Consider the following 25,559-nt stretch of genomic DNA (forward strand, 5'->3'; position numbering starts at 1 on the left):
TGCACCCATTCGGGGTGTTGGGAGGTACTCGACATCTTGGTCTCGAAGAAGTCGACCCATCGCTCGGCCACTACGGCGAACCGCAGGCATGCGTTTGGAACGTCGTCAGCTTCAGCACACCATCCAAAACGGGCTCCCGAATACACTGCCACACTCTCCGGCAGCCATCTCGAGTTCATGCCGCCTGCCGGGTTCGTTCTTGCTCCTCGCCTAGAATGTTTGGCTCCAATCGGCTATCGCGGCAACTCTGCTCTGGTTAAGGTAACTGTCCACACGACCTAAAGGTCGATGTGCTGACGGTGGACGCTTTCACGCCAGCAGCATGTAGTCGGCTAAGCTCCTCGCTAGGAGAGGCGCGTGCTTATTTGGAAATGCCTGCTAAGCAATTGATATTACTAGAGGCGAATTGGCCCGTTTCTTCCAAATGCGACTTGAAATCATTAGATAATCGAACTGATTTTGATTCCGCCATTCTGGCGTTCGCTCAAGCCAGACGTTGGTGCGGAGTTCCTGGACTTAGCGCTCCACTCGGCTGTTCATTTGGAAGCTAGGATTTGGAAAGGGGCCGCGTTGCCGGCGGCCAGGAGCTAGCCCGCATCCAACTATCTCAGATCTCCCGCAAGCCCCGTTCTCGTCTAGGACGCCGCAACGAATTCGCAACGAATTGGGTGAAATGACCGTGAACAGAATGCGACCGATCCAGCCCCATACCAAGAAAGATCAATAACTTAGAAGATATCCACTGCGTTCGGGACGCAGGGGCGCGGGGCGGTCAGATGGCCACTTGGATCGAATGTCGGTATCGGTGGTTGCGCCAACCAAGACGACCAAAACTCCCGCGGCCCCGCGGGAGTTTCGTTTTTGGCGGTGTTGATGCGTTGTCGGATCAACGCGTGATCAGCGGCGCACGGCTCCGCTCCTGTTCTGTCGCGCGAGCTCGAGGAATTTGGCTTTGATCTGCGCGAACAGGCCCGGCGGAATGAATCCATAACTGAACGTTCGCGGCTTGCCGGGGACCGGCACGAGGCCCGCGTTCGGCCACTCGTCGACATGTATTCGGAGACGATGACCCAGCTCGGAGTATCGTCGAGGCCGATCGCTTGCTTGACCATCGTCGAGCGGCGCGTGCTCGCTTGTCCACCTCGGCCCGCTCGATCGCGTAGGAGCCGCCGCTGACGCCGGGTGTCAGCTTGCCTGGCTTGACATTCCCGACGCGCGTTCTCATTATGTTCTCATGGCGAGAGAGCTTCCTCGGGGCGGCGTCGGATGGAAGAAACGGCAACCATCCTTCACGCGGATTTGGATGCCTTCTACGCCTCGGTCGAGCAGTTGCTTGCCCCATCGCTGCGCGGCAAACCCGTCGCTGTTGGCGGTGGTGTCGTGCTGGCAGCGTCCTATGAGGCCAAGGCATTTGGGGTCCGCGGCGGCATGCCCGGCCGGCAGGCGCGCGAGCTCTGTCCGCAACTCATCTTCGTCGGCGGGCAGTTCAGGGAATATCAAAGGCTGGGGGACGCCGCCATCAAGGTGATCGGCGAGTTCACGCCGCTCGTCGAGCGCATTTCCATCGATGAGGCCGTTGCCGACGTTGCGGGCTGCACGCATCTGTTCGGTCCGCCTCCCGAAATAGCACGGGCGATCCGCCAGCGCGTGCGGGCCGAGCTTGGCCTTGCGATCTCGGTCGGCGTCGCGCGCACCAAGCATCTCGCGAAAATCGCCTCGCAAGTGGCCAAGCCCGACGGACTCGTGGTTGTCGCTCCCGACACCGAGTTGGAATTCCTTCACCATCTGCCGGTCGAACTGATGTGGGGCGTGGGGCCGATCACGCGGGCCCGGCTCGCCGACATCGGCGTGCTCACCATCGGGCAACTGGCCAACTTGCCGGGAAGGTCGCTCGAGCGCTTGCTCGGTCCCGCAGCCGGGGAGAAACTCGCGGCGCTGGCGTAGAATCGCGATCCGCGCCAAATCAGGTCGCATCGCCCGGCGCGATCGGCCGGCGCGCAATCGGCGATCGGCAGGAAGCCGGCCGACGTACGGGTCATTCGACCCAGTTTGCTTCACCTCGCCGACCGCATCGCAACGCGCCTCAGGGCAAAGTCGAGGCCCGGCCGGACCGTGACGGTCCGCGTTCGCTTCGCCGATCTAAGATCAGTCACGCGCTCGGTAACGGTCGATGCACTGATCTGTGCAACCATGGTCCTCGCCGAACTCGCCGAGGAGCTGGTGCGCGAAGTCTTCGCGGACTACCCGCGCGAGAAGGCCATCTCGCTGCTGGCTATCAGCGTGTCGCATCTCGAGGAGCACTGGGATCTCGCGCTGGAGCTGCCGCTTGGACTTGAGGATGAAGCACGCCGGCCCGGGACCAGGATCGGCATGGCACGCTGGGCGATCGACTGCGCCGTCGACAAGATCCGCGATCGCTTCGGTTGGGATGCTATCGGCTACGGCACGGCAGCGCTGGGCTTGTCCCGTTCCGTGCCGGACGAATTCCGCGAACTCGCCGAAAAGGAGCTGTGACGAGAGGCGGAGGTAGTAGGATTATAGCCGGCAAACACGCCGTGGATCGAAGGATGCACCCTCGGCCGCGGCACCTCGTTTTCGAAAACGCTGCAACGAATAGCGCTCTTGCGCGGACCGCGCGCTACGCCGCACTACGATTGTCTAAGCAAGACTGCGATCGCGACGGACGATCCTGTACTTGTGACGGCAGCGGTTTGAAGGCTAGTGAATTGCATCGGCTGAGCGAAAGACGCCACCGGTCGATAGATGCTGGCTGCCAGACCTGAAGCAGTAGGCCACTCCCGATCCAAACCCAGCTCCCCGCAATACTGCCGCAGTTATCGCGCCCCGGCTCCGGCCTCGCGGAAGGGAGCGATTCCCAAATGCGAATGAGTTCGCTGATCGAGGCGGACTGCATCTTCCGCATGACGTTGGCACGATGGAGCTTCACCGTCACTTCGCTAATTCCAAGATCGAAGGCGACCTGCTTGTTGACCCGACCGCAGGCAACTTTCTGAAAAACTTCTGCTTAATATTTGGGGTATTTGGGCCAGCGAACTCGCGCCTCCATTCTAGCTACCACGACGTCCGGCCGCACCTCATGGAAATCCATGTACTGCCTCGGGGCGTGGCGGCTGCCATACCCTTAGGCTCATTCTTCACGCGCGTTGCCCCTGCAGTGGTGATGGACCTAACGACTGGCAGATAAAAACTATTCCGACGTACAGTATCGCTCTCTCAATAAAGAACGCAGTGTTCCCCGGCACCAGCCACGGCGTTTGGACCGTCGCCGAGACCGCAAATGTGTTCGCGGCACCAGGAGGAAGTCATGCTCAATAAAACAGGCAAAGTCGACATCGTGACCGATGGCGCGAGCGGAATCGGCCAGACAACCGAGCAAGCCTCTGGGACGCCTTCTGTCCCTGTCACCCATCCCGACGCAACCTTGAGACATGGCGCCGTTGCATTCGAAAGCCGCAAACTCCCGCTGAATTGTCCGGCCTGCGGTACTGCAATGGAGCAGCGAAGCAGCAGGCATTTTGTTTGCACGCCGTGTCGACAGTCGACCCACACATTTGAGGTGATCGAGCATCAGTATCTAATTTGTCGCTGGACGCGGCACAAAGAGTGCCGTCTCGGTCGCCGAGGCCGAAAGCTTGTCGGAGAACGAATGTTTAGATCCGCCACTTAGGCGCTCTGCTAAAGGCGGCGCGATGTGCGTCTCGATTGGAGAGGCGCTCGGCTATTCCTCTCAGACGGCGTTCAAGCGGCTGTCCGGTGAAGCAACAAGCCATTGGCGACGACGCTCGCATTAACAGCAATCGCTCTGCAAACACCTCAATCGCTCTGGGGCAGAGGCAGCCCCAACTAGCTAAGATCACGCCAACTGCACGGAGATGAACAAATGGCCGGGATCGTCAGTCAATTTGCAAAAGCCCCGCGGCGAAACGTCCTCGCGAGCGGGCTCACCTACGCGGCTTCTTTGACCGTTCGTTCCTCTTCGGCCGCCGGCAAGGAAACCGATGTTTCGACATCAGGGGCCCAGGGGACCGATCTCATGACCTCCGTCACGACCAGGGACGGAGTAAAAATCTTCTTCAAAGACTGGGGACCGAAGTTCGCCCAGCCAATCGTTTTTCACCACGGGTGGCCGCTGAGCTCCGACGACTGGGACACCCAGATGCTCTTCTTCCTCGGCAAGGGCTATCGTGTCATCGCCCACGATCGGCGTGGTCACGGTCGATCGGCCCAGGTCAGCAATGGCCACGACATGGATCACTATGCAGCCCACGTCGCGGCCGTTGTCGAGCATCTTGATCTTCGCAATGCCGTTCATATCGGTCATTCCACCGGCGGCGGCGAGGCCACACGCTATGTTGCGCGTTATGGCAAGGATCGTGTGGCAAAACTGGTTCTCATCGGTGCTGTTCCACCGTTGATGCTGAAAACGGAGGCCAATCCGGGCGGCTTGCCTATCGAAGTGTTTGATAACCTGCGCACTCAACTCGCGGCGAGCCGCCCACAGTTCTATTTCGATTTCGCGAGCGGTCCCTTCTATGGCTACAACCGCCCGGGCGCAGAGCCATCGCAGGCCGTGATCTGGAACTGGTGGCGCCAAGGTATGATGGGAAGCGCCAAGGCACATTACGACTGCATCAAGGCGTTCTCTGAGACCGACTTCACCGAGGATCTGAAGAGCATCACCGTGCCCACGGTCGTCCTGCATGGCGGTGACGATCAGATCGTACCCGCAGCCGACTCTGCCCCTCTGTCGGCAAAGCTACTGAAGCACAGCATCTTGAAGGTCTATGACCAGCTGCCGCACGGCCTGTGCACGACACACGCCAACATCCTCAACGCCGAACTTCTTACGTTCATCTCGGCCTAGTCGCCTTTCACCCAACTCCTTGCATTCGACCCCAAATCACCGGAGCAATCACATGCGACTCGTTATTATAGGCGCCGGCTTTGCTGGCATGTACGCAGCACTTTCCGCCGCCCGTCTACGCGACATCAGGGGCGCTTCACCTGAAGAACTCGAGATCGCGCTGGTCGCGCCGGAGCCAACGCTGGTCGTTCGCCCGCGACTCTACGAGCCGAAGCCAGAGACCCTGACCGCGCCACTGCTGGATGTCCTCAAAGCCATCGATGTCGTCTACGTGCAAGGCCGCGCAGAGACGATCGACACCAAATCCCGGACCGTGGAGATCGTCACGGCCAAGGGCGCCAAGAAGAGTCTTTCCTACGATCGGGTGATTGTGGCGACCGGCAGCCGGCTCTTCCGTCCAAATATCCCTGGTCTCGCCGCGCATGGTTTCAGCGTTGACCAACTCGCTGACGCGATCGCGCTCGACCGGCATCTGCACAGCCTGGTCGATCGGCCGGCAAAGAACGGGCGCGACACGGTCGTTGTTGCAGGCGGCGGGTTCACCGGCATCGAGGCGGCGACGGAGATGCCGGCGCGGCTTCGTGGAATCCTCGGCAATGAGGCAAAGCCGCGTGTCATCATCGTCGATCGGAACAGCGCGATCGCTCCTGACATGGGCGAAGGCCCTCGCCCTCTCATTGAGGAGGCACTGCGCAAGCTTGGTGTGGAGACCCGGCTTGGTGCCGGCGTCGCCGAACTGGATGGTCCGGGGTCACGCTTTCCAACGGCGAACACATCGAAACCGAGACCGTGATCTGGGCTGCCGGCATGCGCGCGGCTCCATTGGCCGCGCAGATCCCCGCCGAGCGTGACAATTTCGGCCGCTTGCTGGTCGACCGCGATCTGCGCGTGCTGTCGGTGCCCGGCGTCTTCGCCACTGGCGACGCCGCTCGCGCAGCGTGCGACGACGTTGGCAACTACACGCTGATGTCGTGCCAGCACGCGACGCGGATGGGCGCCTTTGCCGGCAACAATGCCGCCGCCGAGCTGCTGGGCGTGCCGACCAGGCCGTACCACCAGAAAGGCTACACCACCTGCCTGGACCTTGGCGAGGCCGGTGCGTTGTTCACGATCGGCTGGGAACGCGAAGTCAAGATGGTTGGCGACGTCGCCAAGAAGACCAAGCAGGAGATCAACACCGTATGGATCTATCCGCCGAAGGCCGAGCGTGCTGCCGCGCTGGCGTCCGCAGATCCTGAGCGGGTTACCGACGTCAGCGGCTTTTTCTAACACCATACGGGCCGCGTATCGTCGAAGCGCGGAGCATCGGGATCTAACGCTGAGATCAAGCGCAGAAGTTTTCAAAGACGGATCAGATGATCCACAACAGGAGACGAACATGAACCTACACAACACCTCACACGCCGATAGATCGAAGCCCGACGAATTGGTTCCGTCGCGCTACGCGCTGAAAGTCGGCGACATTGACGTGCTCGTCGTCAGCGATGGCGTGTTACCGCTCCCAACCAAGATGCTGGCGCACAACGCTGACCCGGCCGTCCGGGCGGCCTGGCTGCACGACATGTTCCTGCCGCCGGACGCTTTCGATTGGGCGCTGAATGCGGTCATGGTACGCAGTGGCGGCAAGACCATCCTCATCGACGCCGGATTGGGATCCGACCCGAACTTGCACTTGCCGCGGGCCGGGCAGTTGATCAAGCGACTGGCGGCTGCCGGGATCGATCTCGCGTCCGTGACCGATCTGGTGCTGACCCATTTGCACATGGACCACATTGGCGGGCTGATGGTCGACGGGGTGAAGGAGCAGCTGCGCAAGGACCTGCGGATCCACGTCGCGGCCGCCGAGGTCAAGTTCTGGGAAGAACCCGATTTCTCCCGCACTGCCATGCCGGAAGGGTTCCCTGACGCGCTTCGATCGACCGCCAAGCGGTTCGTGAAGGAGTACGGCCCTCAGCTGCGGCTGTTCGATGACGCGCACGAAATTGCGCCTGGCGTCATCGCCCGTCGCACCGGCGGTCACACCCCCGGACACAGTGTAGTCCGCCTGGCGTCCGGCGGCGAGGCGCTGACATTCGCCGGCGACGCCGTGTTTACGGTCGGGTTCGATCACCCCGACTGGCACAACGGCTTCGAACACGATCCCGAAGAGGCGGCCCGCGTTAGGGTCCAACTTTTGCGGCAGCTTGCTGAGACCGGCGAGATGCTGGTGGCCACCCATATGCCGTTCCCATCCGTCGGCCGGGTCGCGGTTGATGGCGAGGCATTTCGCTTCGTACCGATCTTCTGGGACTACTGACCGCGTGTTGGGTTAGCACCGAAGCACGGCGCGTACTCATAGCGTCGATGAGTTCACATGCGAACGGGCCGCGCTTCGCGTGCCAAGGCGCGTCCCGTTGCCACCGAATAACGCTTCAGGAACCGACCGACGAAACACGACCGCACAATAGTGGCATCGGAGCAAAGAAAAATGCAGAGTGATAAAGTCATTATCCTGACCGGCGGTAGCTCCGGCATCGGACGTGCGGCGGCGTTACGATTCGCGCGACAAGGCCACAAGGTGCTCGTAACCGGCCGCCGTGCGGGCCCGCTCGAGGAAGCGGTTGCCGAGCATCCGAACCTCGTCGGCCTTGTTGCGGATGCGGCCTCCGCCGAAGATGCCAGCCGCACGGTCGCCAAGGCAGTCGATCTCTGGGGCAGGGTAGATGCTTTGATCAACAACGCCGCCGCTGGCGCGATCCTTCCGCTGGTCGATACGACAGCCGATCGGATCATGGATATCTTCTCGGTCAATGTGTTCGGTCCGAGCCTGCTTGCCTCTGCCGCCGTTCCGCACTTGAGCGCAACGCGGGGCACCATCATCAACGTGTCGAGCACCTTCGGCCACAAGCCGGCGGCCGGATTGTCGCATTACGCAGCCAGCAAGGCGGCATTGGAGCACTTGACCCGCTGTTGGGCGCTTGAACTCGCGCCGCTCGGCATACGGGTCAATGCCGTCGCGGCCGGCCCCACGGAATCCGGCGCTCTGACCGGCATGATGAGGCTAACCTCGGAACAGGCTGCAGCGGTCAAGGAACAGGAGCGTGCGCGCATACCACTCGGACGTCGCGGCAATCCCGAAGATGTCGCAGAATGGATCATGCGCCTTGTCGGTCCCGCCGCGGATTGGACGACAGGTCAGGTCATCGCGGTCGACGGCGGCTTGGGACTGACATAACCGCCACAGAGAATTCCCCTAGCATTCCTTGCCTCCAATGACCGCGCCTGCTCGCATTGCGTTACCGATCCAGATTGCAAACAATCAGCGTATCGACGCCGATCTGGAGCGCAGGATCAATGAGCTAGAACAGCAGCTGCAGTGCGGCGCAGCCGAGAACGTCCGCCTGCAAAACGAGCTTGCGATTGCGTTGGAGCGGCAATCCGTAACTGCAGAAATCCTTAATGTTATCGCCAGCTCGCCTACCGATGTGCAGCCCGTGTTCGACGTCATCTCAGAAAGCGCGCGGCGGCTGCTCGCTGGCCAATCGGCGCTCGTAACTCGCGTCGCCGGTGAGATGCTTCATCTGGCGGCTTGTACGGCAGGAAGCGCGGTCGGTGACGAGAAGATCCAGGCCTCATTTCCTGCACCACTTACGTCGTCGGGGATTCACAGCCGGGTTGCACTAACGTCGACCATCGCATTCCGCTCCGACATCGAGACCGCACCCGGCGTTCCTCAGGCCATCAAGGACATGGCACGTGCCAGGGGATATCGCAGCATCGTTGTGGTCCCCATGCTCCGGAAAGGCGTGGCGATAGGCACGATCGGTGTTTCGCGCGCCGAACCCAGACCATTCGCGGATAGCCAGGTCAATCTTCTTAAGACGTTCGCCGATCAGGCCGTGATCGTGATCGAGAACGCGCGGCTCTTCGAAGAAGTTCAGGCGCGCACGAAGGAGCTGGCAAAATCCCTCGACGATCTGCGCGCCGCACAAGACCGCCTGGTGCAGACCGAGAAGCTCATTTCGCTCGGTCAGCTCACCGCAGGCATCGCGCACGAGATCAAGAACCCGCTCAATTTCGTCAACAATTTCGCCGCGCTCTCGGCCGAACTGACGGACGAGCTGAATGAGGTCCTCACTCCGATCACGCTCCCAGACCGAGTACGCAGCGAAATCGGCGAGTTGAGCGGGCTTCTGAAGGACAATCTCCAAAAGGTCTTACAGCACGGTAAGCGCGCCGATTCCATCGTCAAGAACATGCTTCTGCATTCGCGCGGCAGCGGCGGCGAGCACCGGCCGGTAGATGTGAATGCCCTCGTCGAGGAGAGCCTCAGCCTCGCCTATCACGGAGCGCGCGCCGAGACCCCGCAGTTCAACGTGACCCTCAAACGCGAGTTCGATCTCCATGCTGGCATAATCGAAGCCTTTCCTCAGGAGATAACCCGCGTGCTGTTGAACCTGATTTCCAACGGCTTCTATGCAGTGGCAAAGCGTGGTGCCGAAGATGGCCTCGGCTACGAGCCTGAGCTCTGCGCCACGACGTGCAACCGCGGCCAATACGTCGAAATCCGTATCCGCGACAATGGCGTCGGTATTCCACCCGAGGTGAAAGAGAAGATGTTCATTCCGTTCTTCACGACAAAGCCTCCAGGCGAAGGGACGGGCCTTGGACTTTCCATGGGGCACGACATCATCGTGAAGCAGCATGGCGGGAGGATCGATGTCGAGACCGAGCTCGGTGAGTTTACCGAGTTCACTATCCTGCTGCCGCGCAACACCGCTCCTTCTCGCAATAACAGAGGCTAGTTATGACTATATTGGTTCTTGTGGTGGATGACGAACCAGACCTGGAGGTCTTGTTCCGCCAGCAATTCCGCCGCGATATTCGCTCAGAGCGATTTGTGATGGAGTTCGCAGATTCGGCGGCGCAGGCTTTGACTCGCATTGCGGATACGCGCGAAAAAACGCTGATCCTGATCGTCTCCGACATCAACATGCCTGGGATGAGCGGGCTGGAGATGCTACCTGAGGTGCGCGCGCGGCGGCCCGATGTTCCAGTCATCATGATCACCGCCTACGGCGATGCCGAAACGCGCAAGACGGCTCTCGAGCGCGGCGCGGAGGGACTATTGACCAAGCCGATCGACTTCGGTCAGCTCCGCCAGGAGATCGAGGCGAGACTGGAACAGGTCGCATGACTGCCACTATCCTGGTGGTCGATGACGAGCCTGACCTGGAGGCGCTCGTGCTACGGAGATTCCGCAGGCAGATTCGCGAGGGGCGCATGGGCTTCGTGTTTGCGCGTGATGGTCTTGAGGCACTCCGATCGATTGAGCAGCACCCCCATATCGATCTCGTGTCCTGGACATCAACATGCCACGCATGGATGGTCTCTCGTTACTGGCGAAACTGCAGGAGAGAGAGGATAAGAAGTCGGCCATCATCATCTCGGCCTATGGTGACATGAGCAACATACGCTGCGCGATGAATGGCGGAGCGTTCGATTTCCTGACCAAGCCCATTGATTTCGCCGACCTGGAAGCGACGATCAAGAAGACCATCCGTCACATCGAGGTCTTGCGTGAGGCACGCCGCCGCCAGGCGGAAGCGGAGCGCGCCCATGCTTCGTTGTCGCGCTACTTTTCGCCGGAGCTTGCCAGGCGCATTGCCGCGGGAGATGGCAGCGATGACATGCAGGTGCGCTGGCGAGACATTGCCGTGATCTTCACCGATATCACCGGCTTTACCTCGCCGGTCGAGGGATGTGCTGGCCGAACTGCTCAACGAATATGTCGGGGGTCTGACCGATGTGGTCTTCGCCCATGAAGGAACAGTGGCCAAGGTGATCGGTGATGCAATCCAAGTGATGTTCAATGCGCCCGGCGATCAGAGCGACTACGCTACCCGTGCGATCGCCTGCGCGCAGGCGATCGACCAATGGGCGGAGGCCTTTCGCCAGCGCTGGAAGCTAAAAGGGGTCGGTTTCGGTGTCACGCGGATCGGCGTACATGCCGGCCCAGCGCTGGTCGGCAATTTCGGCGGTGATCGCTTCTTCGATTACACTGCCTACGGGGACACGATCAATACTGCGGCTAGGCTGGAAGCCGCGAACAAGGCGCTGGGTACGCGGATCTGCCTCAGCCACGCCGTTGCGAGCTGGGCACCGGGATTCAGGGGGCGGCCAATCGGCGATCTTGCCCTGCGCGGACGCCGCGAGCCGTTGAGCGCTTACGAGCCTTTGTCGGCGGCGGAGTTCGATGCGCCGACCACGACGCAGTATGCGACCGCCTTTACCAAGCTCGAATATGAATGACTCTGCCGCCATGCCGGCTTTCGCCGCTCTGGTTGGCATGCACGCCGATGATCCGCTCGCCAGCTATCATTTGAGGCGGTTGCTCAACGGCGCCAAGGGCGTCCGCATACAGGTGGGATGAGCGAGCGTTGGGTTGACGATGACGGTCGGTCAGGCGCAACCACTCCAGCTTTCGCGGTTCGGACCGCGTTTGCTCGATATGAGGTTCGTGACCTTCAACGTGGCGTGCCCGCGCGTACTCGTCGCGTTGACGAGTTCACGCCGCTAGCCATGGGCGGCCAAGTGGGTGATTGCCTCCGGTCCTAATTGCCAACGATCCCAGTCCGGATCGGGGGTCGCGTCGACGCTCTTGTAGAAAGCCTGGGCCGGTGCGTTATCCTTCAGCACGAACCAGCAGAATTTTTCGTGCCCTATATCCATCGCATGGCGCGCCATGCGCCCCATTAGTCGTCGGCCGATCCCGCGGCCGCGCACATCCGGGTCCACGAAAAGCCACTTCATCATGAGCAGCGGCCGCAGCGTGTGCATGAGAGGAATCTCGTAGTGCACTGCCATGCCGGCGAGCCTGCTGTCGCCGCGGTCGGCGACGAAGGCGCCGAATTCAGGACGTTCGCCGAAGCCGCGGTGCAGCAGTTCGGCCTCGGTGAGTCGGAAGTCCGTGCCGCGCTCGAACTTGACAACGCCCTCCATCAGCCGCAGCAGCTCGGGCATGTCCTGGCGCACCATGGACCTGATCCACACATCATTTTCGACCATCTTACACTCTCCGTCTCGGGTGGGTTCGAGCGCACCGGGCGCCGATTTTCCGTTGATGCAGGCGCGATGCATTGCTATAGATTCCTAAAATTTGCTAATCAGTTCGGTATTCATGGAGACACCCTCCAATTTCGCCTTTGGCCCTTTCGCGTTTCACGCTCTAAGCCGCCGGCTGGAAAAGCAAGGCGAATTGGTGCCGCTCAATTCCCGGGCAACGGAACTGCTGTTGTTCATGCTGAGGCGAGCGGGGGAACTCGTCACCAAGGACGATCTGCTGCAGGCAGTCTGGGGTGACCGGGTCGTCGCGGAGAACAACCTCACCGTACACATGGCGGCGCTTCGCCGCGTGCTCCGCGACGGGGGGGAGGCGGACAACTACATTCGAACTGAGCACGGTCTGGGTTATCGCTTCGTTATGCCCGTCGCGGTCGCGCCGGCCCAAGGGAGCAGCGTGCCCAGCGGTTCGACGGTTCACGTCGCCACGCAGCTAGAGTCCCGCGGCATTTCCATTCTGATACCGCCCGTCCAAACCCTGCTCGACGACGAGCAGTCCCGATCGCTTGGAGTCGAGGTCAGGCGGCATCTCATGGTGCAGCTCTCGCGTTTGCCCGATGCGGTGGTCATCGGCGACGGTGATGCCCGCTATGTCCTGCGCGCGTCCATCCGGCCAGCTGAGGGCGAGGTCCAGGTCATTACCATGATCGATGATGCCGCCACCGGAGCGACCATTTGGGCGGATCGGTTCCAGCACCGACCCATCGGCCTCAGCCCGGTGGAGGGAGAGATATCAAGCCGGCTGGCACGCGCGGTGAACGTGGAGCTGGTAGACCGGGAAGCCGCCCTGGGCCCATCCGAAGAGGCGTCGCACAGCGCTGGCGCGCAGCACTGCGCCTTGCGCGGCTGGAGCGCCTTAAATCGCGAGCTGTGGGTTCCCCAGGATCTCGCCGAGGCACGGCGATGGTTCGACCGTGCGCTCCTTGCCGATCCATCGAACGCGTCGGCTCTGGCAGGGTCGGCCTACGCGATTGTCGCAGAGAACATAAGGGCCACTGCGCAAAGTCGTGATCTTGCGGATCGTGACGAGCTGCGGCAGGCTGACGAACTGGCGACGCGGGCTGTCGCGCGAGCACCGGACTGGCCTCGAGCCTGGTTCTGCCGTGGCTACGTGCGGGAGTGTCAGCGCCGTTTCGACGCGGCGCAAATTGCTTTCGGTCGTGCCTTGTCGCTCGATCCGTGTGACGCCGAGGCCCTTGCCTATACAGGCCATGTCCATTTGCTGATGGGCCGTCTTGAGGAAATGCGGGCACCAATCCAGCATGCGATTGCCCTTAGTCCGCGCGACCGCGGCGTCGGCCTGTGGCATCATTTCTTGGGCCAATATGACTTCTGGCATGGACGCGACGAACTCGCAATTCCGCATTTCGCGCGAGCCACCAACCTTGCTCCCAGCTTGGTCTATTGTGCGACTTTTCTCGCTGCCTCGCTTGCCCTTGCGGGTCGGATCGAGGAGGGACGTAGGTCTCTCGACTCATGGTGCGAGGCGATGGGGGGCTACCGCCTCACGATCGATAGTCTGCGCGCGCGAATTTTCTCCGACAATCCCACTTACCTCGCCGGGCATGAGCGCCATTACCGTGGCCTACGTCTAATCGGGGTCGCGGAGCGCTGATGCGACAAGCAGGTCCGGCGATTAGCGAGATTTAGGAAGCCCGCCAACGACATTGGCGGGACTCCTCCGGTAGAACGTCGGGCACGTCCAGCGCCAAGGATCAATGCCTATGCCGATGCAGACAAACGCGCTCTCCGCTTCGTTCGCGTGGTCGACCGCGGCGGGCGCCCGTTCAGCAAAGGCCGACATGGAAACGGATCGCCCACTCGCCTTGATCGTGGACGACGACGAGGACGTCCGGTCTGCGCTTCGAGAACTCCTGCTGTCGGTGGGAATCGACGCATCCTGCTTTGCTTCAACGCGGGAACTTTTGCACGCCGATCTTGAAGATCGCCCCGGTTGCCTGATCCTCGATGTTCGCATGCCAGGAGCAAGCGGGCTGGACCTCCAGCAACATCTTGCCGTAAACGGCAACGCGCGTCCGATCATCTTCCTCACTGGTTACGGTGACATCGCGATGTCGGTGCAGGCGATCAAGGCGGGAGCGGTCGACTTCCTAACGAAGCCTGTAAGAGATCAGACGCTCCTCGACGCGGTTGCGGCGGCGATCGAGAAAGATATCTCGCAGAGGAAGGCGGCCCGGCTCGTCAAGGAGCACATCGACCGCTACGCAAAGTTGACGCCGCGCGAGCGCGAAGTCCTGCGCGAAGTCGCAAAGGGCCGCCTTAACAAGCAGATCGCATTCGATCTCGGCATCAGCGAGGTTACCGTCAAACTGCACCGCGGCAGCGTAACCAGGAAGATGCAGGCAACATCGGTCGGCCAGCTCATCCGCATCTGGGAACTGCTGCCTGCGGGGATACGAGAGGAAAAATCATCCTAGACCAAAGGATGGTTACGATCAGGCCGGCAATGGATCAGATGAGGGAGACGGCCATCCGGCCGTGCTAGCGAGAGCCCCCGTTGTCCAACGCGCCTTTATTAGCGATCGTAGATGACGATGAAGCTGTGCGAGAGGCCCTTTCCGATCTCCTTCTGGTGCTGGAACTATCGTGTCGCACTTTCGATCGAGCGGAGGCCTTCATGGCGGAATACGTCCCGGGCAAGTTCGATTGCCTGATTACCGATCTGAACATGCCGGGCCGCAGCGGACTCGACCTGCTGCAGCACCTGCAGAGCATTGCCTCCGGGGTGCCGGTGATCGTCATCACGGCCGACACCAATCCGGCGACCCGGTCGCGCGCCATGCGATACGGCGCGTATGCCTATCTGACCAAGCCGATAGAAACTGACGCGTTGCTTCGGCATTTGCAGTCCGCCCTGGGGCTGACTGGCTTTCCATCCGGCGCCGAGTGAGAGAGACTTTTCCGATGGCCAGCCCCGTCCACAAGGCGGTAACAGACGGACGCGAAGCGCCCTTGGCGTCTCCGCCGGGAATGGAGCTGTCGAATCCGGCATCCGAGAACATAATTCGTCAACTAGAAATCACAGGTAGTAGGATCACGTCGGATGATTTGCGCGCAATGGACATAGTGTCGAGGCGGACTGACATGCTCAAGAGTATGCAAGTGCCCGCGGAAATCATGCGAAAATGGCAGGAGATCCTGGATCTGCTGGCCGATATTCTAGATGTTCCCTCCGCCTTGATCATGAGGGTAGAGCCGCCAAATATCAAAGTCTTCGTGTCTAGCGAGTCTAAAGGAAATCCTTACGAACCGGACGAGGTCGCATGTCTCAATACGGGCCTCTATTGTGAGACAGTAATGAACACTGGCCGACCATTGATTGTCCCGGACGCTCTGCAAGATGAGGCGTGGAAATCAAACCCTGACGTCAAATTAGGCATGATCTCTTACCTCGGCGTGCCGATAAGTTGGCCCGATGGCGAGATATTTGGAACGATTTGTGTTCTCGATAGGAAAAGCAACGAATACAGCGACCTCTATCTCAGACTGCTGTTGCAATGGCGTGACGTGCTGCAGGCGGACCTGAGGTCCATTGCAAGCATGCAGCGAGAGATTGAACGACGTGAGGCAAAAATCCGTCACCTCGTCGATGCTAACATCATCGGCATCGTCACCTGGGACGTGAAGGGTCAGATTCTTGATGCCAATAGTGAGTTTCTCCGCATAGTTGGGTATGATCAGAACGATCTCCTGTCCGGTCGAGTGAACTGGACGGACATGACACCTCCTGAATTGCGCGATCGCGATGCGCTGACGATATCCAAGCTAAAGAACAAGCAGGCCGTGCAGCCCTTTGAAAAGGAGTATATCCGGAAGGATGGCAGCCATGTTCCAGTGTTGGTCGGCGTCGCAAGCCTTGAAGGGACAGAGGACCAAGGCGTCGCGTTTGTGCTCGATTTAACCGAGCGCAAGCGGGCAGAAACAGAAGCGCGTGAGAGCGAGCGGCGATTCCGCAACATGCAGATGGAATTGGCCCATGCCAATCGGCTGGCAACATTGGGCCAACTCACGGCGTCTATTACGCATGAGGTCAAGCAACCGATAACGGCCACGCTTCTGAATACCCAAATCGCTCAGCGCTTCCTCAGTCGCCAGCAGCCAGATGTTGAGGGGGCGAAAAAGGCAATAGACCGAGCTGTAATGAACGGCATGCGTGTCAGTGAAGTTGTCGACCGGACGCATGCGTTGGTTAGGAAGGAGCCCGTGCAAAAGGACCGCTTGGAGGTCAATGAAGCCATTTCGGGAGTCATCGGATTGACGCGCGGGGAGGCCTTGAAAAACGACGTTCAAGTGCGGACTCAACTGGCGGAGGGTTTACCTGACATTCAAGGCAGTCGGGTCCAGATTCAACAAGTGATGCTGAACTTGATCGTAAATGCAATCGAGGCGATGAGCCAAATGAGCGACGACCGCCGGGAACTGCTAATCAGCACCGAGGCTGAAGCTGACTCTGTTCTCGTTTCGGTGCGAGACTCTGGCCCGGGTCTATCAGAAGACGCTATTGAGCGAGCCTTCGAGGCATTTTATACGACGAAGTCGAGTGGCCTAGGGATGGGACTATCCATCTGCCGTTCGATTGTCGAGCATCATGGAGGCCGATTGTGGGCGACCGCAAACGTACCAAAAGGTGCGGCGTTTCAGTTCACAATTCCTGTCAACTCGAACAGCCAGGACTGACTGCGTGTTGAGCCTCCAAACCTCGTGCAATCTTACTCGAAGTGGATCGCTGTGTTGACGACACTTGGCTCCCCGCTTCCCCGCGTGGGCCGCTTGATTCAGTTGCAGCAAGTGATCATCAACCTGCTGGTCAACAGCGTCCAGTCGATCACACAGGAGCAAATGCCGGATCGACATCGAGGCGTCGCTCGATGAAGAGGCTGGGCGTCTTTTCCTTCTTTGGCAATGGACCGGGCATTCCATCCGCGAATCTCGATCCGTCTTTGACAGCTTCTTCAGGACCAAGGAAGCGTGAATAGGCATCTGACTTGCGATTTGCCAGTCGACCATTGCCGCACACGACCGCCGCATTTCGGGTTCGAATAGCCAGGCGTCGGCGCCTGCTTTCGTTTGTCGCTGCCCCGACGCTCGTCGGGCTCGATTTCCGCACGGGCGAATTCGTTCGCCAGGAATATTCGTAGGCTTCCGCTTCGTTTGCGGACGCAATTGCGCGCTCCCGCCGACACCTATCCCAACGTACAGGTCGATCTATCCGCCGAACCTGACAGACCAGACCTGCTGGACAATTCCATCGGACGGCACTTGTCGTCATTGTTGCCACCACAGAGGTAACAATGTCGCGCTTCATGGTTCTGACGCATGGCGCGCCAAGGTGAGCACAAATCGATGAGCAAGCTAACCTTCCGCGATCCGTCGGAAACTCTATCAGCCGCGTCCGAGACGCAGCCGGACAGTGGGCCAAATGCCCACCGGCGTGCTGCAGATGTGGAGATGGCACGGGTGCTCGGGAGCGCACCATTTCGTGTGGCATTGGACTCCTCCAGTGCCGGGATTGCCCACTGGAAGGCCATGCGCCTCGCTGCGCACAGCAGCTCGCCAACCACGTGCCAGCCGATCATGGGTGGGCTTTCGCCGAAGGTCCTAGCCGGTGCCATCGAACGCTTGCGCTCGGACAGCGACGCCGACGTCTCCCTCGATGCCTTCGCCTCCGATGCCGGCCTGTCGCGCTTCCACTTCTGCCGCCCCTTCAAAGAAAGCACCGGGCCGTCACCTCACGTCTGGCTACGCCAACATCGGCTCGATCAGGCCATGAACTTGCTTCGCGATACTGACGCATCGATCGCCCAGGTTGCGGCCGAGCTTGGCTATGCGTCGCAAACGGCCTTCGCCGCCGCGTTCGGGCGATTGAGCGGCAAAACGCCGAGCGAATGGCGGCGGCGCGTGAGTTGGCAATAATCGCGCAGTTGACGAAGTGCCCAGCGAACGCGAGGACAACTCCATGAATAAGCCGATCCTGCACGATCCTTTGGCGGCTCTGCTTGCCGCACCGAGTGCGCGCCTCAGCGGCTCGCGGGTTGCCGAGCGGCGCGCGGCCGATGTGGAGATGGCGCGCATCCTCAAGACCGCACCGCTCCAGATGGCTTCGGACCCTTTCAATGGCGGCATTGCGCATTGGAAGCACGGGGCACTGCACGACGTGGTCGAGCCCATGACCGACCACGTCATCATGACTTATCCTACAGGTGTTCAGCGCCTGGAGCGGCGCGCGGGAAAATCGGTTGCGATTGGAACGGCGCGTTCCGGAGTTGTGACGATCATTCCGGCAGGTTCGAGCGCCAGATGGGATATTCCCGGCCCTGTCGATGTCATCCAGCTCTATCTTCCGCATACAACGCTCGAACGCGTTGCCCGCGAAGCCGACGCGCCCATCCCCGGCGATCTTCTGGAGCGGACCGGGCATTCCGACCGCGTCACGTCCGGATTGCTGATGAGCGCCGCGGATGTGTTGGAGGGCAATGCGGTCCTGGACGCCCTGTTCAGGCAGCGACTCATGGATCTCTTGGCTACGCGCATCCTGGCTGCGCATACTGGCGTGCCAACCTCCTTTGAGCCAACCATGGGCGGGCTGGCTCCCCATGCTCTGCGCCGCGCGATCGAACGCTTGCGCTCGGACAGCGATGCTGACGTCTCTCTTGCAGCACTTGCTTCCGATGCCGGCCTGTCCCGCTTCCACTTCTGTCGTGCTTTCAAGGAAAGCACCGGGCTTTCGCCTCATGCTTGGCTGCGCCAGCATCGGCTCGAGCAGGCCATGAACATGCTGCGCGATACCGACAGGTCGATCGTGTCGGTGGCGGTGCAGCTTGGCTACGCTTCCCAAACTGCGTTCACCGCGGCGTTCAAGAAACTGACCGGCGAAACCCCGAGCGATTGGCGAAGGCGCACGCGATAGTAGCAATCTCTCTGCAGGTGCCGCAATCGCTCTGGCGCAGTTGCAATTCCGGTCCGGTAGATGATCAGGGTCGCCCACGCTTCCAACAGACGGAGACAAACGATGACTTCGAAGACCTTCGTCACTGTCCTTGCAATCGCGCCGCGAAGGAGACTCGTCGCAACCACAATCATGTACGGACTTTCATTGGCAATTCGCTTCACCTCAGCAACCGGCGAAGAGGTGAAAATTCCGACACAATTCCTGAAAAGGACCAATCCGGCAACGTCCATCATGATCAACGATCGCGCCCCGCTTCCCTACGCCGACTGGGGACGCCCGAACGCCCATGAGCCGCTTTTCTTTCCCAACGGCGGGTCACGGCGAGCATCGTCGATGGCGAGCTGTTCCTCTCCCTAAGAACTGACGATTTCGTTTCACGTCTTCGCGAGGCGCCAGCACCGCGCGTATGCCCGAACATCAACCACAGGAGTAGATCACATGCGACTTGTTATCATAGGCGCCGGCTTCGCCGGCATGTACGCAGCACTTTCGGCTGCCCGCCTGCGCGACATTCAGGGCGCTTCGCCGGAAGAACTCGAAATCGCGCTGGTTGCACCAGAGCCGACGCTGGTGGTTCGCCCACGGCTCTACGAACAGAAGCCAGAGACGCTGACGGCACCTCTGCAAGATGTCCTCAAGGCCATCGACGTTGTCTACGTGCAAGGCATCGCAGAGACGATCGATGCCAAGTCTCGCACGGTGGAAATCGCAAGCGTCAAAGGCGGGAAGAAGAGCCTCTCCTACGATCGGTTGGTCGTGGCGACCGGCAGCCGGTTGTTCCGTCCGAATATTCCCGGCCTTGCCGAGCACGGCTTCAGCGTCGACCAGCTCGACGACGCAATCGCCCTCGACCGCCACCTGCATAGCCTGGCCGATCGGCCGGCGAAGAACGGGCGCGACACGGTTGTCGTTGCCGGCGGCGGTTTCACCGGCATTGAGACGGCAACCGAGATGCCCGCGCGACTTCGCGCAATTTTTGGCAAGGATATCAAGCCCCGCGTCGTCATCGTCGAACGGAATGCCGCAATCGCGCCCGATATGGGCCCTGGTCCTCGCCCCGTCATTGAGGATGCTTTGCGCAAGCTCGGTGTGGAGGCCCGGCTCGGTGCCGGCGTCGCGTCGCTCGACAAATCCGGCGTCACGCTTTCCGACGGCGAACGCATCGAAGCCGAAACCGTGATCTGGGCGGCGGGCATGCGCGCCGCTCCGCTGACTGCCCAGATCTCCGCCGAGCGCGATAATTTCGGACGGCTACTTGTCGACCGCGATTTGCGTGTGCCCTCAGTGCCTGGTGTTTTTGCCACCGGCGATGCCGCTCGCGCAGCATGCGACGATCTCGGCAACTACGCGCTGATGTCCTGCCAGCACGCGACGCGTATGGGCGCCTTTGCCGGCAACAACGCTGCCGCCGAGCTCTTGGGAGTTCCGACCAAACCATACCACCAGGAGGCGTACGCCACCTCTCTCGACCTAGGAGATGCCGGTGCGATTTTCACGCTTGGTTGGGAGCGGAAGTTGAAACTGGTCGGTGAGGAAGCAAAGAAGACCAAGCAGCAGATCAACACTGTATTGATCTATCCGCCACGCGCCGAGCGTGCCGCTGCACTGGCGTCAGCCGATCCGGAGCATGTCGGCGAAGTGTAGGCGCCTTACGCAAAGCGGGCCGCGCTGGCCACGGATCAGCACGGCCCGATCACCATCACCAATTGGAGCCTATCATGATGAAGCAAGAGACCGTTCGCGCGACAGCGTTCGCCATGCCACTGACAAACCCGGCCTTTCCACCCGGCCCGTACCGCTTCATCAACCGCGAGTACTTCATCATCCAGTACCGGACAGATCCGGAGGCGCTTCGCCGGGTCGTGCCAGCACCGCTCGAGGTGACCGCGCCGGTCGTGAACTACGAATTCATCCGCATGCCGGATTCCACGGGCTTCGGCGACTACACCGAAAGCGGCCAGGTCATCCCGGTATCCCACCAGGGCCAGGCCGGCAGCTTTACCCATCAGATGTTTCTCAACGATCATCCGCCGATTGCAGGCGGGCGCGAGCTCTGGGGCTTTCCCAAGAAGCTGGCACAGCCGAAGCTCGCCGTCGAGATCGACACGCTGGTCGGCACCTTGAACTACGGCTCGGTCCGCATCGCGACCGGCACCATGGGGTACAAGCACCGTGCCCTCGATATTGAACTGGAAGCCAGGAAGCTCGCCGCGCCCAATTTCCTGCTCAAGATCATCCCGCATGTCGACGGCATGGCGCGCGTGTGCGAGCTCGTGCGCTTCCACCTCGAAGACATCACCGTGAAGGGTGCATGGACCGGGCCGGCAGCACTGGACCTGTATTCGCATGCCCTGGCCCCGGTCGCCGAGCTGCCTGTCCTTCAAGTGCTGTCGGCCAAACACATCGTTGCCGACTTGACCCTCGGGCTCGGCACCGTGGTCCACGACTACCTGTCGCCAGGCGTGCCCGCACAACGATCCCCATCCAAATCCGAGACACTCATCGAAGCGAACGCTGGTTGATCGGATCAGTCACGGGATCAGGAGTTTCGAACATGCTGAAGGTGACGCGCGAGCAAATCAGTCCTGTGGCGCTGGAAACCAAGCTGTTGCCGTACGATGTCGTCGCCCTGGTGCTGCAGGGTGGCGGTGCGCTCGGAGCCTACCAGGCCGGAGTCTATGAGGGCATGCACGAGGCTGGCATCCGGCCGAACTGGCTGGCCGGCATCTCGATCGGCGCACTCAACGCCGCCATCATCGCCGGCTCGCCTGAAGGCGAACGCGTGGATCGGCTGCGCGAGTTCTGGGAGACGATCTGTGCCTTTTCGATCGAGTGGCCCGCCGGCGAAGGGCTGGCCAATGCCTTGCCCTTTACCTTCGACATCAGTTCGATCCGCAACGCGCTGGCCGCGACGAGGGCCTTGGCCCAGGGCCAGCCCGGCTTCTTCAAGCCGCGCTTCCCGCCGCCGCTCTGGTCGCCGTTCTCGGGCGATGCCGCGACCAGCTTCTACGACACGGCGCCATTGCACCGGACGCTCGAGCGGCTCGTCGACTTCGATCGGTTGAACTCCGGCGAGGTGCGCGTCAGCGTCGGTGCGGTCAACGTCCGCACCGGCAACCTGACCTATTTCGACACCGCCGAACGCCGACTGGGGCCGAAGCACTTCATGGCTTCAGGCGCGCTGCCGCCAGGATTCCCTGCCGTCGAAATCGAAGGCGAGCACTATTGGGATGGCGGCGTAGTCTCAAATACGCCTCTTTCACGCGTGCTCTCCGGGGAACCAAGCGACACGCTGACATTCCAGGTCGACCTCTGGTCGGCCAAGGGCCGGGTTCCTTACGACATGATGGAAGTGTCGAGCCGTCAGAAGGACATCCAGTATTCGAGCCGCACACGAGCCGTCACCGACCAGGTGCTGCGGATGCAGAAGATGCGTCAAGCATTGCAGCGAACGATCGAGAAACTGCCGGAAAGCGCAAGGCAGGATCCGGAAATCCGCGCCATCGCTGATCTCGCACGCCATCGCTCCTACAACATCATCCACCTGATCTATCAGGCCAAGCTCCATGAAGGCCATTCGCGGGATTACGAGTTCGGCCTGAGCGCAATGCGCACCCATTGGCAGAGCGGGCTGGAAGACATCCGCCGCACGCTGGCCGACGGGCGGCGCCTCGACCCGCCGCCTCCCGAGCTCGGCATCGTCACCCATGACATCCACCGCTGCGATTGAGTGTTACAGACGGAAAAAGCCATGTCGACACTCTCCTATGCTCCCGAGCAGAAAGCCAAAACGGGCCTTCGCCCGTCGGGGCAGCACATCAAACGCGCAGCGTTGGCTCTTGCCGTGGCGCTCGGCGTCGCTGCGGCCGCCGGCTTCGGCCATTACTACCTCACCTCCGGCCGCTACCTGGAAACGACCGACGATGCCTATGTCAAAGCCGACTCGACAATCATAGCGCCGAAGGTCTCCGGCTACATCGCGCAGGTGCTGGTAAACGACAACCAGCCGGTGACAGCCGGTCAATTGCTGGCGAAGATCGACGATCGCGATTTTCGCGCGGCGCTCAGCCAGGCCCGGGCTGACGTCGCCGCGGCGGAAGCGGCGGTGCGCAATCTCGACGCCCAGATAGCCCTGCAACAGCCGATCATCGAGCAAGGCACGGCTGATGTCGCCGCTGCCGAGGCCAATCTGAAGTTCGCCGAGGAAGAGCAGTCCCGGTATGACGGCCTGATGAAGACCGGTTCCGGCACGGTGCAGCGCGCCCAGCAGACAGACGCGGCGCTGCGCGCCAGCAATGCGCAATTGCAGCGCGCGAACGCCGGCTTGCTGGCCGCCGAGCGCAAGGTCGACGTGCTCACCACCCAGCGGGCGCAGGCGGTCGCGCAGCGCGATCGTGCCAGTGCGGTGGAGCAGCAGGCAGCCTTAAATCTTTCCTACACCGCCGTCACCGCGCCGGTCGACGGCACGGTCGGTGCGCGCTCGCTCCGGGTCGGACAGTTCGTGCAGGCGGGTACACAGTTGATGGCCGTGGTGCCGCTCGATGCAGTTTATGTAGTCGCCAATTTCAAGGAGACCCAGCTCACCCATGTGCGCAGCGGCCAGCCGGTTGAGCTGACCATCGACAGTTTCCACGCCACCAGACTGCGCGGTCATGTCGACAGCCTGTCGCCGGCCAGCGGCCTCGAATTCGCGCTGCTGCCGCCCGACAATGCCACCGGCAACTTCACCAAGATCGTGCAGCGCGTGCCGGTGAAGATCGTGCTCGACGACAACAACTTGGCTGGCCTGCTCCGCCCCGGCATGTCGGCCCAGCCGACCGTCAACACCAAGGCCACGGTCGTCGCCGAGCGTGAAGCTGCAAAGCGCCCCGCGTCACGCGGCGGCGAGCCCCGCAGCTAAACGGCCACGAAAACAATCTCCCTCGCACGCGACGATGAATCACCATGACCGCCCCGCAAACAACCATCGACGATGTCCCGGCCAGCGATCACAGGCCCGCCGCCGAAGTCATGGAGGCGCCCGTCTCCCCCACGACTTGGATTGCGGTGGTTGGTGCCACCCTCGGAGCCTTCATGGCGGTGCTGAACATACAGATCGTCAACGCTTCGCTGGCCGACATTCAGGGCGCGATTGGTGCCGGCATTGATGACGGCGGCTGGATCTCGACCTCCTATCTGATCGCCGAGATCGTCGTGATCCCGCTGAGCGGCTGGCTTGCCCAGGTGTTTTCGATCCGCATCTACCTGCTGACCAACGCCTCCCTGTTCATGGTGTTCTCGGTGGCTTGTGCGCTCGCGCAAAACCTGTCGCAGATGATCGTACTGCGCGCGGTGCAGGGCTTTTCAGGCGGCGTGCTGATCCCAATGGCCTTCACGCTGATCATCACGCTGCTGCCGAAGACGAAGCAACCGATTGGCCTTGCGATGTTTGCTATTTCCGCGACCTTTGCACCCGCGATCGGACCGACCATCGGCGGGTATCTCACTGAGAACTGGGGCTGGGAATATATCTTCTATGTCAATCTGGTGCCGGGCGCACTGATGATCGGCATGTTGTGGTTCTCTCTTGAATCCAAGCCGATTAATCTTGCCTTGCTGCGCGAGGGCGACTGGTTCGGCATCGCCACTATGGCCATTGGTCTCGGCGCGCTGCAGACCGTGTTGGAAGAAGGCAACAAGGAAGACTGGTTCGGTTCACCTTTCATCGTCAGGCTGTCGATCGTCGCCGCAGTCGCACTGTCGGCTTTCCTTTGGATCGAACTGACCGCCAGGAAGCCGCTGTTGAACCTGCGCCTGCTGGTTCGCCGCAATTTCGGCTTCGGCATTCTCGCCAACTTCCTGCTCGGCATCGCGCTGTATGGCTCGGTGTTCATCCTGCCGGTCTATCTGTCGCGCATCCAGGGCTACAACGCCGAACAGATCGGCATGGTATTGGCATGGACCGGCTTTCCGCAACTGTTGCTGATCCCACTGGTGCCGCGGCTGATGCAGCGCTTAGACGCTCGAATCATCATCGGCATCGGCTTCGCGCTGTTCGCCGCCTCCAACTTCATGAACATCCACATGACGAACGATTACGCGACCGATCAGCTGTTCTGGCCGAACGTCGTCCGCGCCTTCGGCCAGGCGCTGGTGTTTGCGCCACTGTCAGCTGTCGCTACCGCCGGCATCGAGGCGGAGAATGCCGGCTCGGCCTCGGGCCTTTTCAACATGATGCGCAACCTCGGTGGTGCCTTCGGTATCGCGTTGTTGCAGACGCTCCTTACGAAGCGCGAGCAATATCATTCCAATGTGCTGATGCAGTCAGTTTCCATGCTGGAGCAAGCGACGCAGGCAAGAGTCGAGAAGCTGACGCAATATTTCATGAGCCACGGTGTGATCGATCGCATCGATGCCGCCCGTCGGGCCTATGTCGCGATCGGAAAGATCGTGCAGAAGCAGGCGTTCATCCTGGCATTCAGCGACCTGTTCTTGCTGCTGGGTGCCGCGCTGATCGTCGCACTTGCTGCTTCCATGATGCTGAAGAAGCCCGGCCAGCTCGATGCCGGCGGCGCCCACTGATCATCATTTTCAACCCGCACCTAAGGAGCAACGACCATGAAC

Annotated in this window: 18 protein-coding genes and 4 pseudogenes; 20 read left to right on the forward strand and 2 right to left on the reverse strand. The window is 61.0% G+C overall.

Features of this window, described 5'->3' with window-relative positions; translation table 11 throughout:
- Positions 1-1,266 precede the first annotated feature (1,266 nt).
- Positions 1,267-2,514, forward strand: a pseudogene (gene dinB / locus IVA92_RS36180) (DNA polymerase IV).
- A 349-nt stretch (positions 2,515-2,863) separates the two neighbouring features.
- On the opposite strand, the pseudogene IVA92_RS31130 reads toward dinB, so the two are convergent.
- A pseudogene (locus tag IVA92_RS31130) lies at positions 2,864-3,022 on the reverse strand (LuxR C-terminal-related transcriptional regulator); the annotation flags it as partial.
- Positions 3,023-4,054: 1,032 nt separating this feature from the next.
- Here IVA92_RS31130 and IVA92_RS31135 point away from each other — a divergent pair.
- The 7 genes and pseudogenes from IVA92_RS31135 to IVA92_RS31165 all read left to right on the forward strand — a co-directional run bounded on the left by IVA92_RS31135 (position 4,055) and on the right by IVA92_RS31165 (position 11,297).
- Positions 4,055-4,885, forward strand: a complete 831-nt coding sequence (locus IVA92_RS31135) for an alpha/beta hydrolase (RefSeq protein WP_247278892.1) — start codon at positions 4,055-4,057, stop codon at positions 4,883-4,885.
- Positions 4,886-4,937: 52 nt separating this feature from the next.
- Positions 4,938-6,154 (forward strand): annotated as a pseudogene (locus tag IVA92_RS31140) (NAD(P)/FAD-dependent oxidoreductase).
- 109 nt (positions 6,155-6,263) lie between these two features.
- The gene (locus IVA92_RS31145) at positions 6,264-7,181 is read left to right on the forward strand and encodes an MBL fold metallo-hydrolase (protein ID WP_247278862.1); all 918 of its coding nucleotides are present in this window, start codon (positions 6,264-6,266) and stop codon (positions 7,179-7,181) included.
- A gap of 171 nt (positions 7,182-7,352) precedes the next feature.
- Positions 7,353-8,099, forward strand: a complete 747-nt coding sequence (locus IVA92_RS31150; RefSeq protein ID WP_247278861.1) for an SDR family oxidoreductase — start codon at positions 7,353-7,355, stop codon at positions 8,097-8,099.
- Between the two features lie 37 nt (positions 8,100-8,136).
- The gene (locus tag IVA92_RS31155; RefSeq protein ID WP_247278860.1) at positions 8,137-9,669 is read left to right on the forward strand and encodes a sensor histidine kinase; all 1,533 of its coding nucleotides are present in this window, start codon (positions 8,137-8,139) and stop codon (positions 9,667-9,669) included.
- 2 nt (positions 9,670-9,671) lie between these two features.
- Positions 9,672-10,061, forward strand: a complete 390-nt coding sequence (locus IVA92_RS31160) for a response regulator (RefSeq protein ID WP_247278859.1) — start codon at positions 9,672-9,674, stop codon at positions 10,059-10,061.
- A pseudogene (locus IVA92_RS31165) lies at positions 10,058-11,297 on the forward strand (response regulator). The gene IVA92_RS31160 and the pseudogene IVA92_RS31165 overlap by 4 nt, the downstream one beginning before the upstream one ends.
- 143 nt (positions 11,298-11,440) lie before the next feature.
- Here IVA92_RS31165 and IVA92_RS31170 read toward each other — a convergent pair.
- A complete protein-coding gene (locus IVA92_RS31170) occupies positions 11,441-11,932 on the reverse strand; it encodes a GNAT family N-acetyltransferase (RefSeq protein WP_247278858.1) in 492 nt (163 codons plus the stop codon).
- Positions 11,933-12,044: 112 nt separating this feature from the next.
- On the opposite strand from IVA92_RS31170, the gene IVA92_RS31175 reads away from it, so the two are divergent.
- The 12 genes from IVA92_RS31175 (at position 12,045) to IVA92_RS31230 (ending at position 25,517) form a co-directional block, all read left to right on the forward strand.
- A complete protein-coding gene (locus tag IVA92_RS31175) occupies positions 12,045-13,601 on the forward strand; it encodes a winged helix-turn-helix domain-containing protein (protein ID WP_247278857.1) in 1,557 nt (518 codons plus the stop codon).
- 187 nt (positions 13,602-13,788) lie between these two features.
- Complete coding sequence (locus IVA92_RS31180) at positions 13,789-14,424, forward strand: response regulator transcription factor (protein WP_247278891.1); 636 nt, start codon at positions 13,789-13,791, stop codon at positions 14,422-14,424.
- Between the two features lie 80 nt (positions 14,425-14,504).
- The gene (locus tag IVA92_RS31185) at positions 14,505-14,897 is read left to right on the forward strand and encodes a response regulator (protein WP_249797168.1); all 393 of its coding nucleotides are present in this window, start codon (positions 14,505-14,507) and stop codon (positions 14,895-14,897) included.
- Positions 14,898-15,091: 194 nt separating this feature from the next.
- A complete protein-coding gene (locus tag IVA92_RS31190) occupies positions 15,092-16,684 on the forward strand; it encodes an ATP-binding protein (protein ID WP_247278856.1) in 1,593 nt (530 codons plus the stop codon).
- A 666-nt stretch (positions 16,685-17,350) separates the two neighbouring features.
- Positions 17,351-17,920, forward strand: a complete 570-nt coding sequence (locus IVA92_RS31195) for an AraC family transcriptional regulator (RefSeq protein ID WP_247278855.1) — start codon at positions 17,351-17,353, stop codon at positions 17,918-17,920.
- Between the two features lie 43 nt (positions 17,921-17,963).
- Positions 17,964-18,914, forward strand: coding sequence for an AraC family transcriptional regulator (locus tag IVA92_RS31200; protein WP_247278854.1), 951 nt, complete (start codon positions 17,964-17,966; stop codon positions 18,912-18,914).
- Between the two features lie 102 nt (positions 18,915-19,016).
- Complete coding sequence (locus IVA92_RS31205) at positions 19,017-19,313, forward strand: hypothetical protein (RefSeq protein ID WP_247278853.1); 297 nt, start codon at positions 19,017-19,019, stop codon at positions 19,311-19,313.
- An 81-nt stretch (positions 19,314-19,394) separates the two neighbouring features.
- On the forward strand, positions 19,395-20,600 hold the full coding sequence (locus tag IVA92_RS31210) for an NAD(P)/FAD-dependent oxidoreductase (RefSeq protein WP_247278852.1): 1,206 nt from the start codon (positions 19,395-19,397) through the stop codon (positions 20,598-20,600).
- A 77-nt stretch (positions 20,601-20,677) separates the two neighbouring features.
- Positions 20,678-21,478, forward strand: coding sequence for an acetoacetate decarboxylase (locus IVA92_RS31215; RefSeq protein WP_247278889.1), 801 nt, complete (start codon positions 20,678-20,680; stop codon positions 21,476-21,478).
- A gap of 32 nt (positions 21,479-21,510) precedes the next feature.
- Entirely contained in the window at positions 21,511-22,686 is a 1,176-nt protein-coding gene (locus IVA92_RS31220; RefSeq protein ID WP_247278851.1) for a patatin-like phospholipase family protein, read from the forward strand.
- A gap of 21 nt (positions 22,687-22,707) precedes the next feature.
- Positions 22,708-23,856, forward strand: a complete 1,149-nt coding sequence (locus IVA92_RS31225) for an HlyD family secretion protein (protein ID WP_247278850.1) — start codon at positions 22,708-22,710, stop codon at positions 23,854-23,856.
- A gap of 44 nt (positions 23,857-23,900) precedes the next feature.
- Positions 23,901-25,517: an MDR family MFS transporter gene (locus tag IVA92_RS31230; RefSeq protein ID WP_247278849.1), complete on the forward strand. Its 1,617-nt coding sequence runs from the start codon at positions 23,901-23,903 to the stop codon at positions 25,515-25,517.
- Positions 25,518-25,559: the final 42 nt, after the last annotated feature.

This window comes from Bradyrhizobium sp. 154 (assembly GCF_023073875.1).
GTDB lineage: Bacteria > Pseudomonadota > Alphaproteobacteria > Rhizobiales > Xanthobacteraceae > Bradyrhizobium.

Excerpts from the sequence above, each read along its gene's own strand:
- IVA92_RS31205 (WP_247278853.1), top strand. The coding sequence starts at position 19,017 with ATGACTTCGAAGACCTTCGTCACTGTCCTTGCAATCGCGCCGCGAAGG.
- IVA92_RS31170 (WP_247278858.1), bottom strand. The coding sequence starts at position 11,932 with ATGGTCGAAAATGATGTGTGGATCAGGTCCATGGTGCGCCAGGACATG.
- IVA92_RS31195 (WP_247278855.1), top strand. The coding sequence starts at position 17,351 with ATGAGCAAGCTAACCTTCCGCGATCCGTCGGAAACTCTATCAGCCGCG.
- IVA92_RS31155 (WP_247278860.1), top strand. The coding sequence starts at position 8,137 with ATGACCGCGCCTGCTCGCATTGCGTTACCGATCCAGATTGCAAACAAT.
- IVA92_RS31160 (WP_247278859.1), top strand. The coding sequence starts at position 9,672 with ATGACTATATTGGTTCTTGTGGTGGATGACGAACCAGACCTGGAGGTC.
- IVA92_RS31200 (WP_247278854.1), top strand. The coding sequence starts at position 17,964 with ATGAATAAGCCGATCCTGCACGATCCTTTGGCGGCTCTGCTTGCCGCA.
- IVA92_RS31230 (WP_247278849.1), top strand. The coding sequence starts at position 23,901 with ATGACCGCCCCGCAAACAACCATCGACGATGTCCCGGCCAGCGATCAC.
- IVA92_RS31225 (WP_247278850.1), top strand. The coding sequence starts at position 22,708 with ATGTCGACACTCTCCTATGCTCCCGAGCAGAAAGCCAAAACGGGCCTT.
- IVA92_RS31180 (WP_247278891.1), top strand. The coding sequence starts at position 13,789 with ATGGAAACGGATCGCCCACTCGCCTTGATCGTGGACGACGACGAGGAC.
- IVA92_RS31175 (WP_247278857.1), top strand. The coding sequence starts at position 12,045 with ATGGAGACACCCTCCAATTTCGCCTTTGGCCCTTTCGCGTTTCACGCT.
- IVA92_RS31210 (WP_247278852.1), top strand. The coding sequence starts at position 19,395 with ATGCGACTTGTTATCATAGGCGCCGGCTTCGCCGGCATGTACGCAGCA.
- IVA92_RS31135 (WP_247278892.1), top strand. The coding sequence starts at position 4,055 with ATGACCTCCGTCACGACCAGGGACGGAGTAAAAATCTTCTTCAAAGAC.
- IVA92_RS31215 (WP_247278889.1), top strand. The coding sequence starts at position 20,678 with ATGAAGCAAGAGACCGTTCGCGCGACAGCGTTCGCCATGCCACTGACA.
- IVA92_RS31145 (WP_247278862.1), top strand. The coding sequence starts at position 6,264 with ATGAACCTACACAACACCTCACACGCCGATAGATCGAAGCCCGACGAA.
- IVA92_RS31150 (WP_247278861.1), top strand. The coding sequence starts at position 7,353 with ATGCAGAGTGATAAAGTCATTATCCTGACCGGCGGTAGCTCCGGCATC.
- IVA92_RS31190 (WP_247278856.1), top strand. The coding sequence starts at position 15,092 with ATGCTCAAGAGTATGCAAGTGCCCGCGGAAATCATGCGAAAATGGCAG.
- IVA92_RS31220 (WP_247278851.1), top strand. The coding sequence starts at position 21,511 with ATGCTGAAGGTGACGCGCGAGCAAATCAGTCCTGTGGCGCTGGAAACC.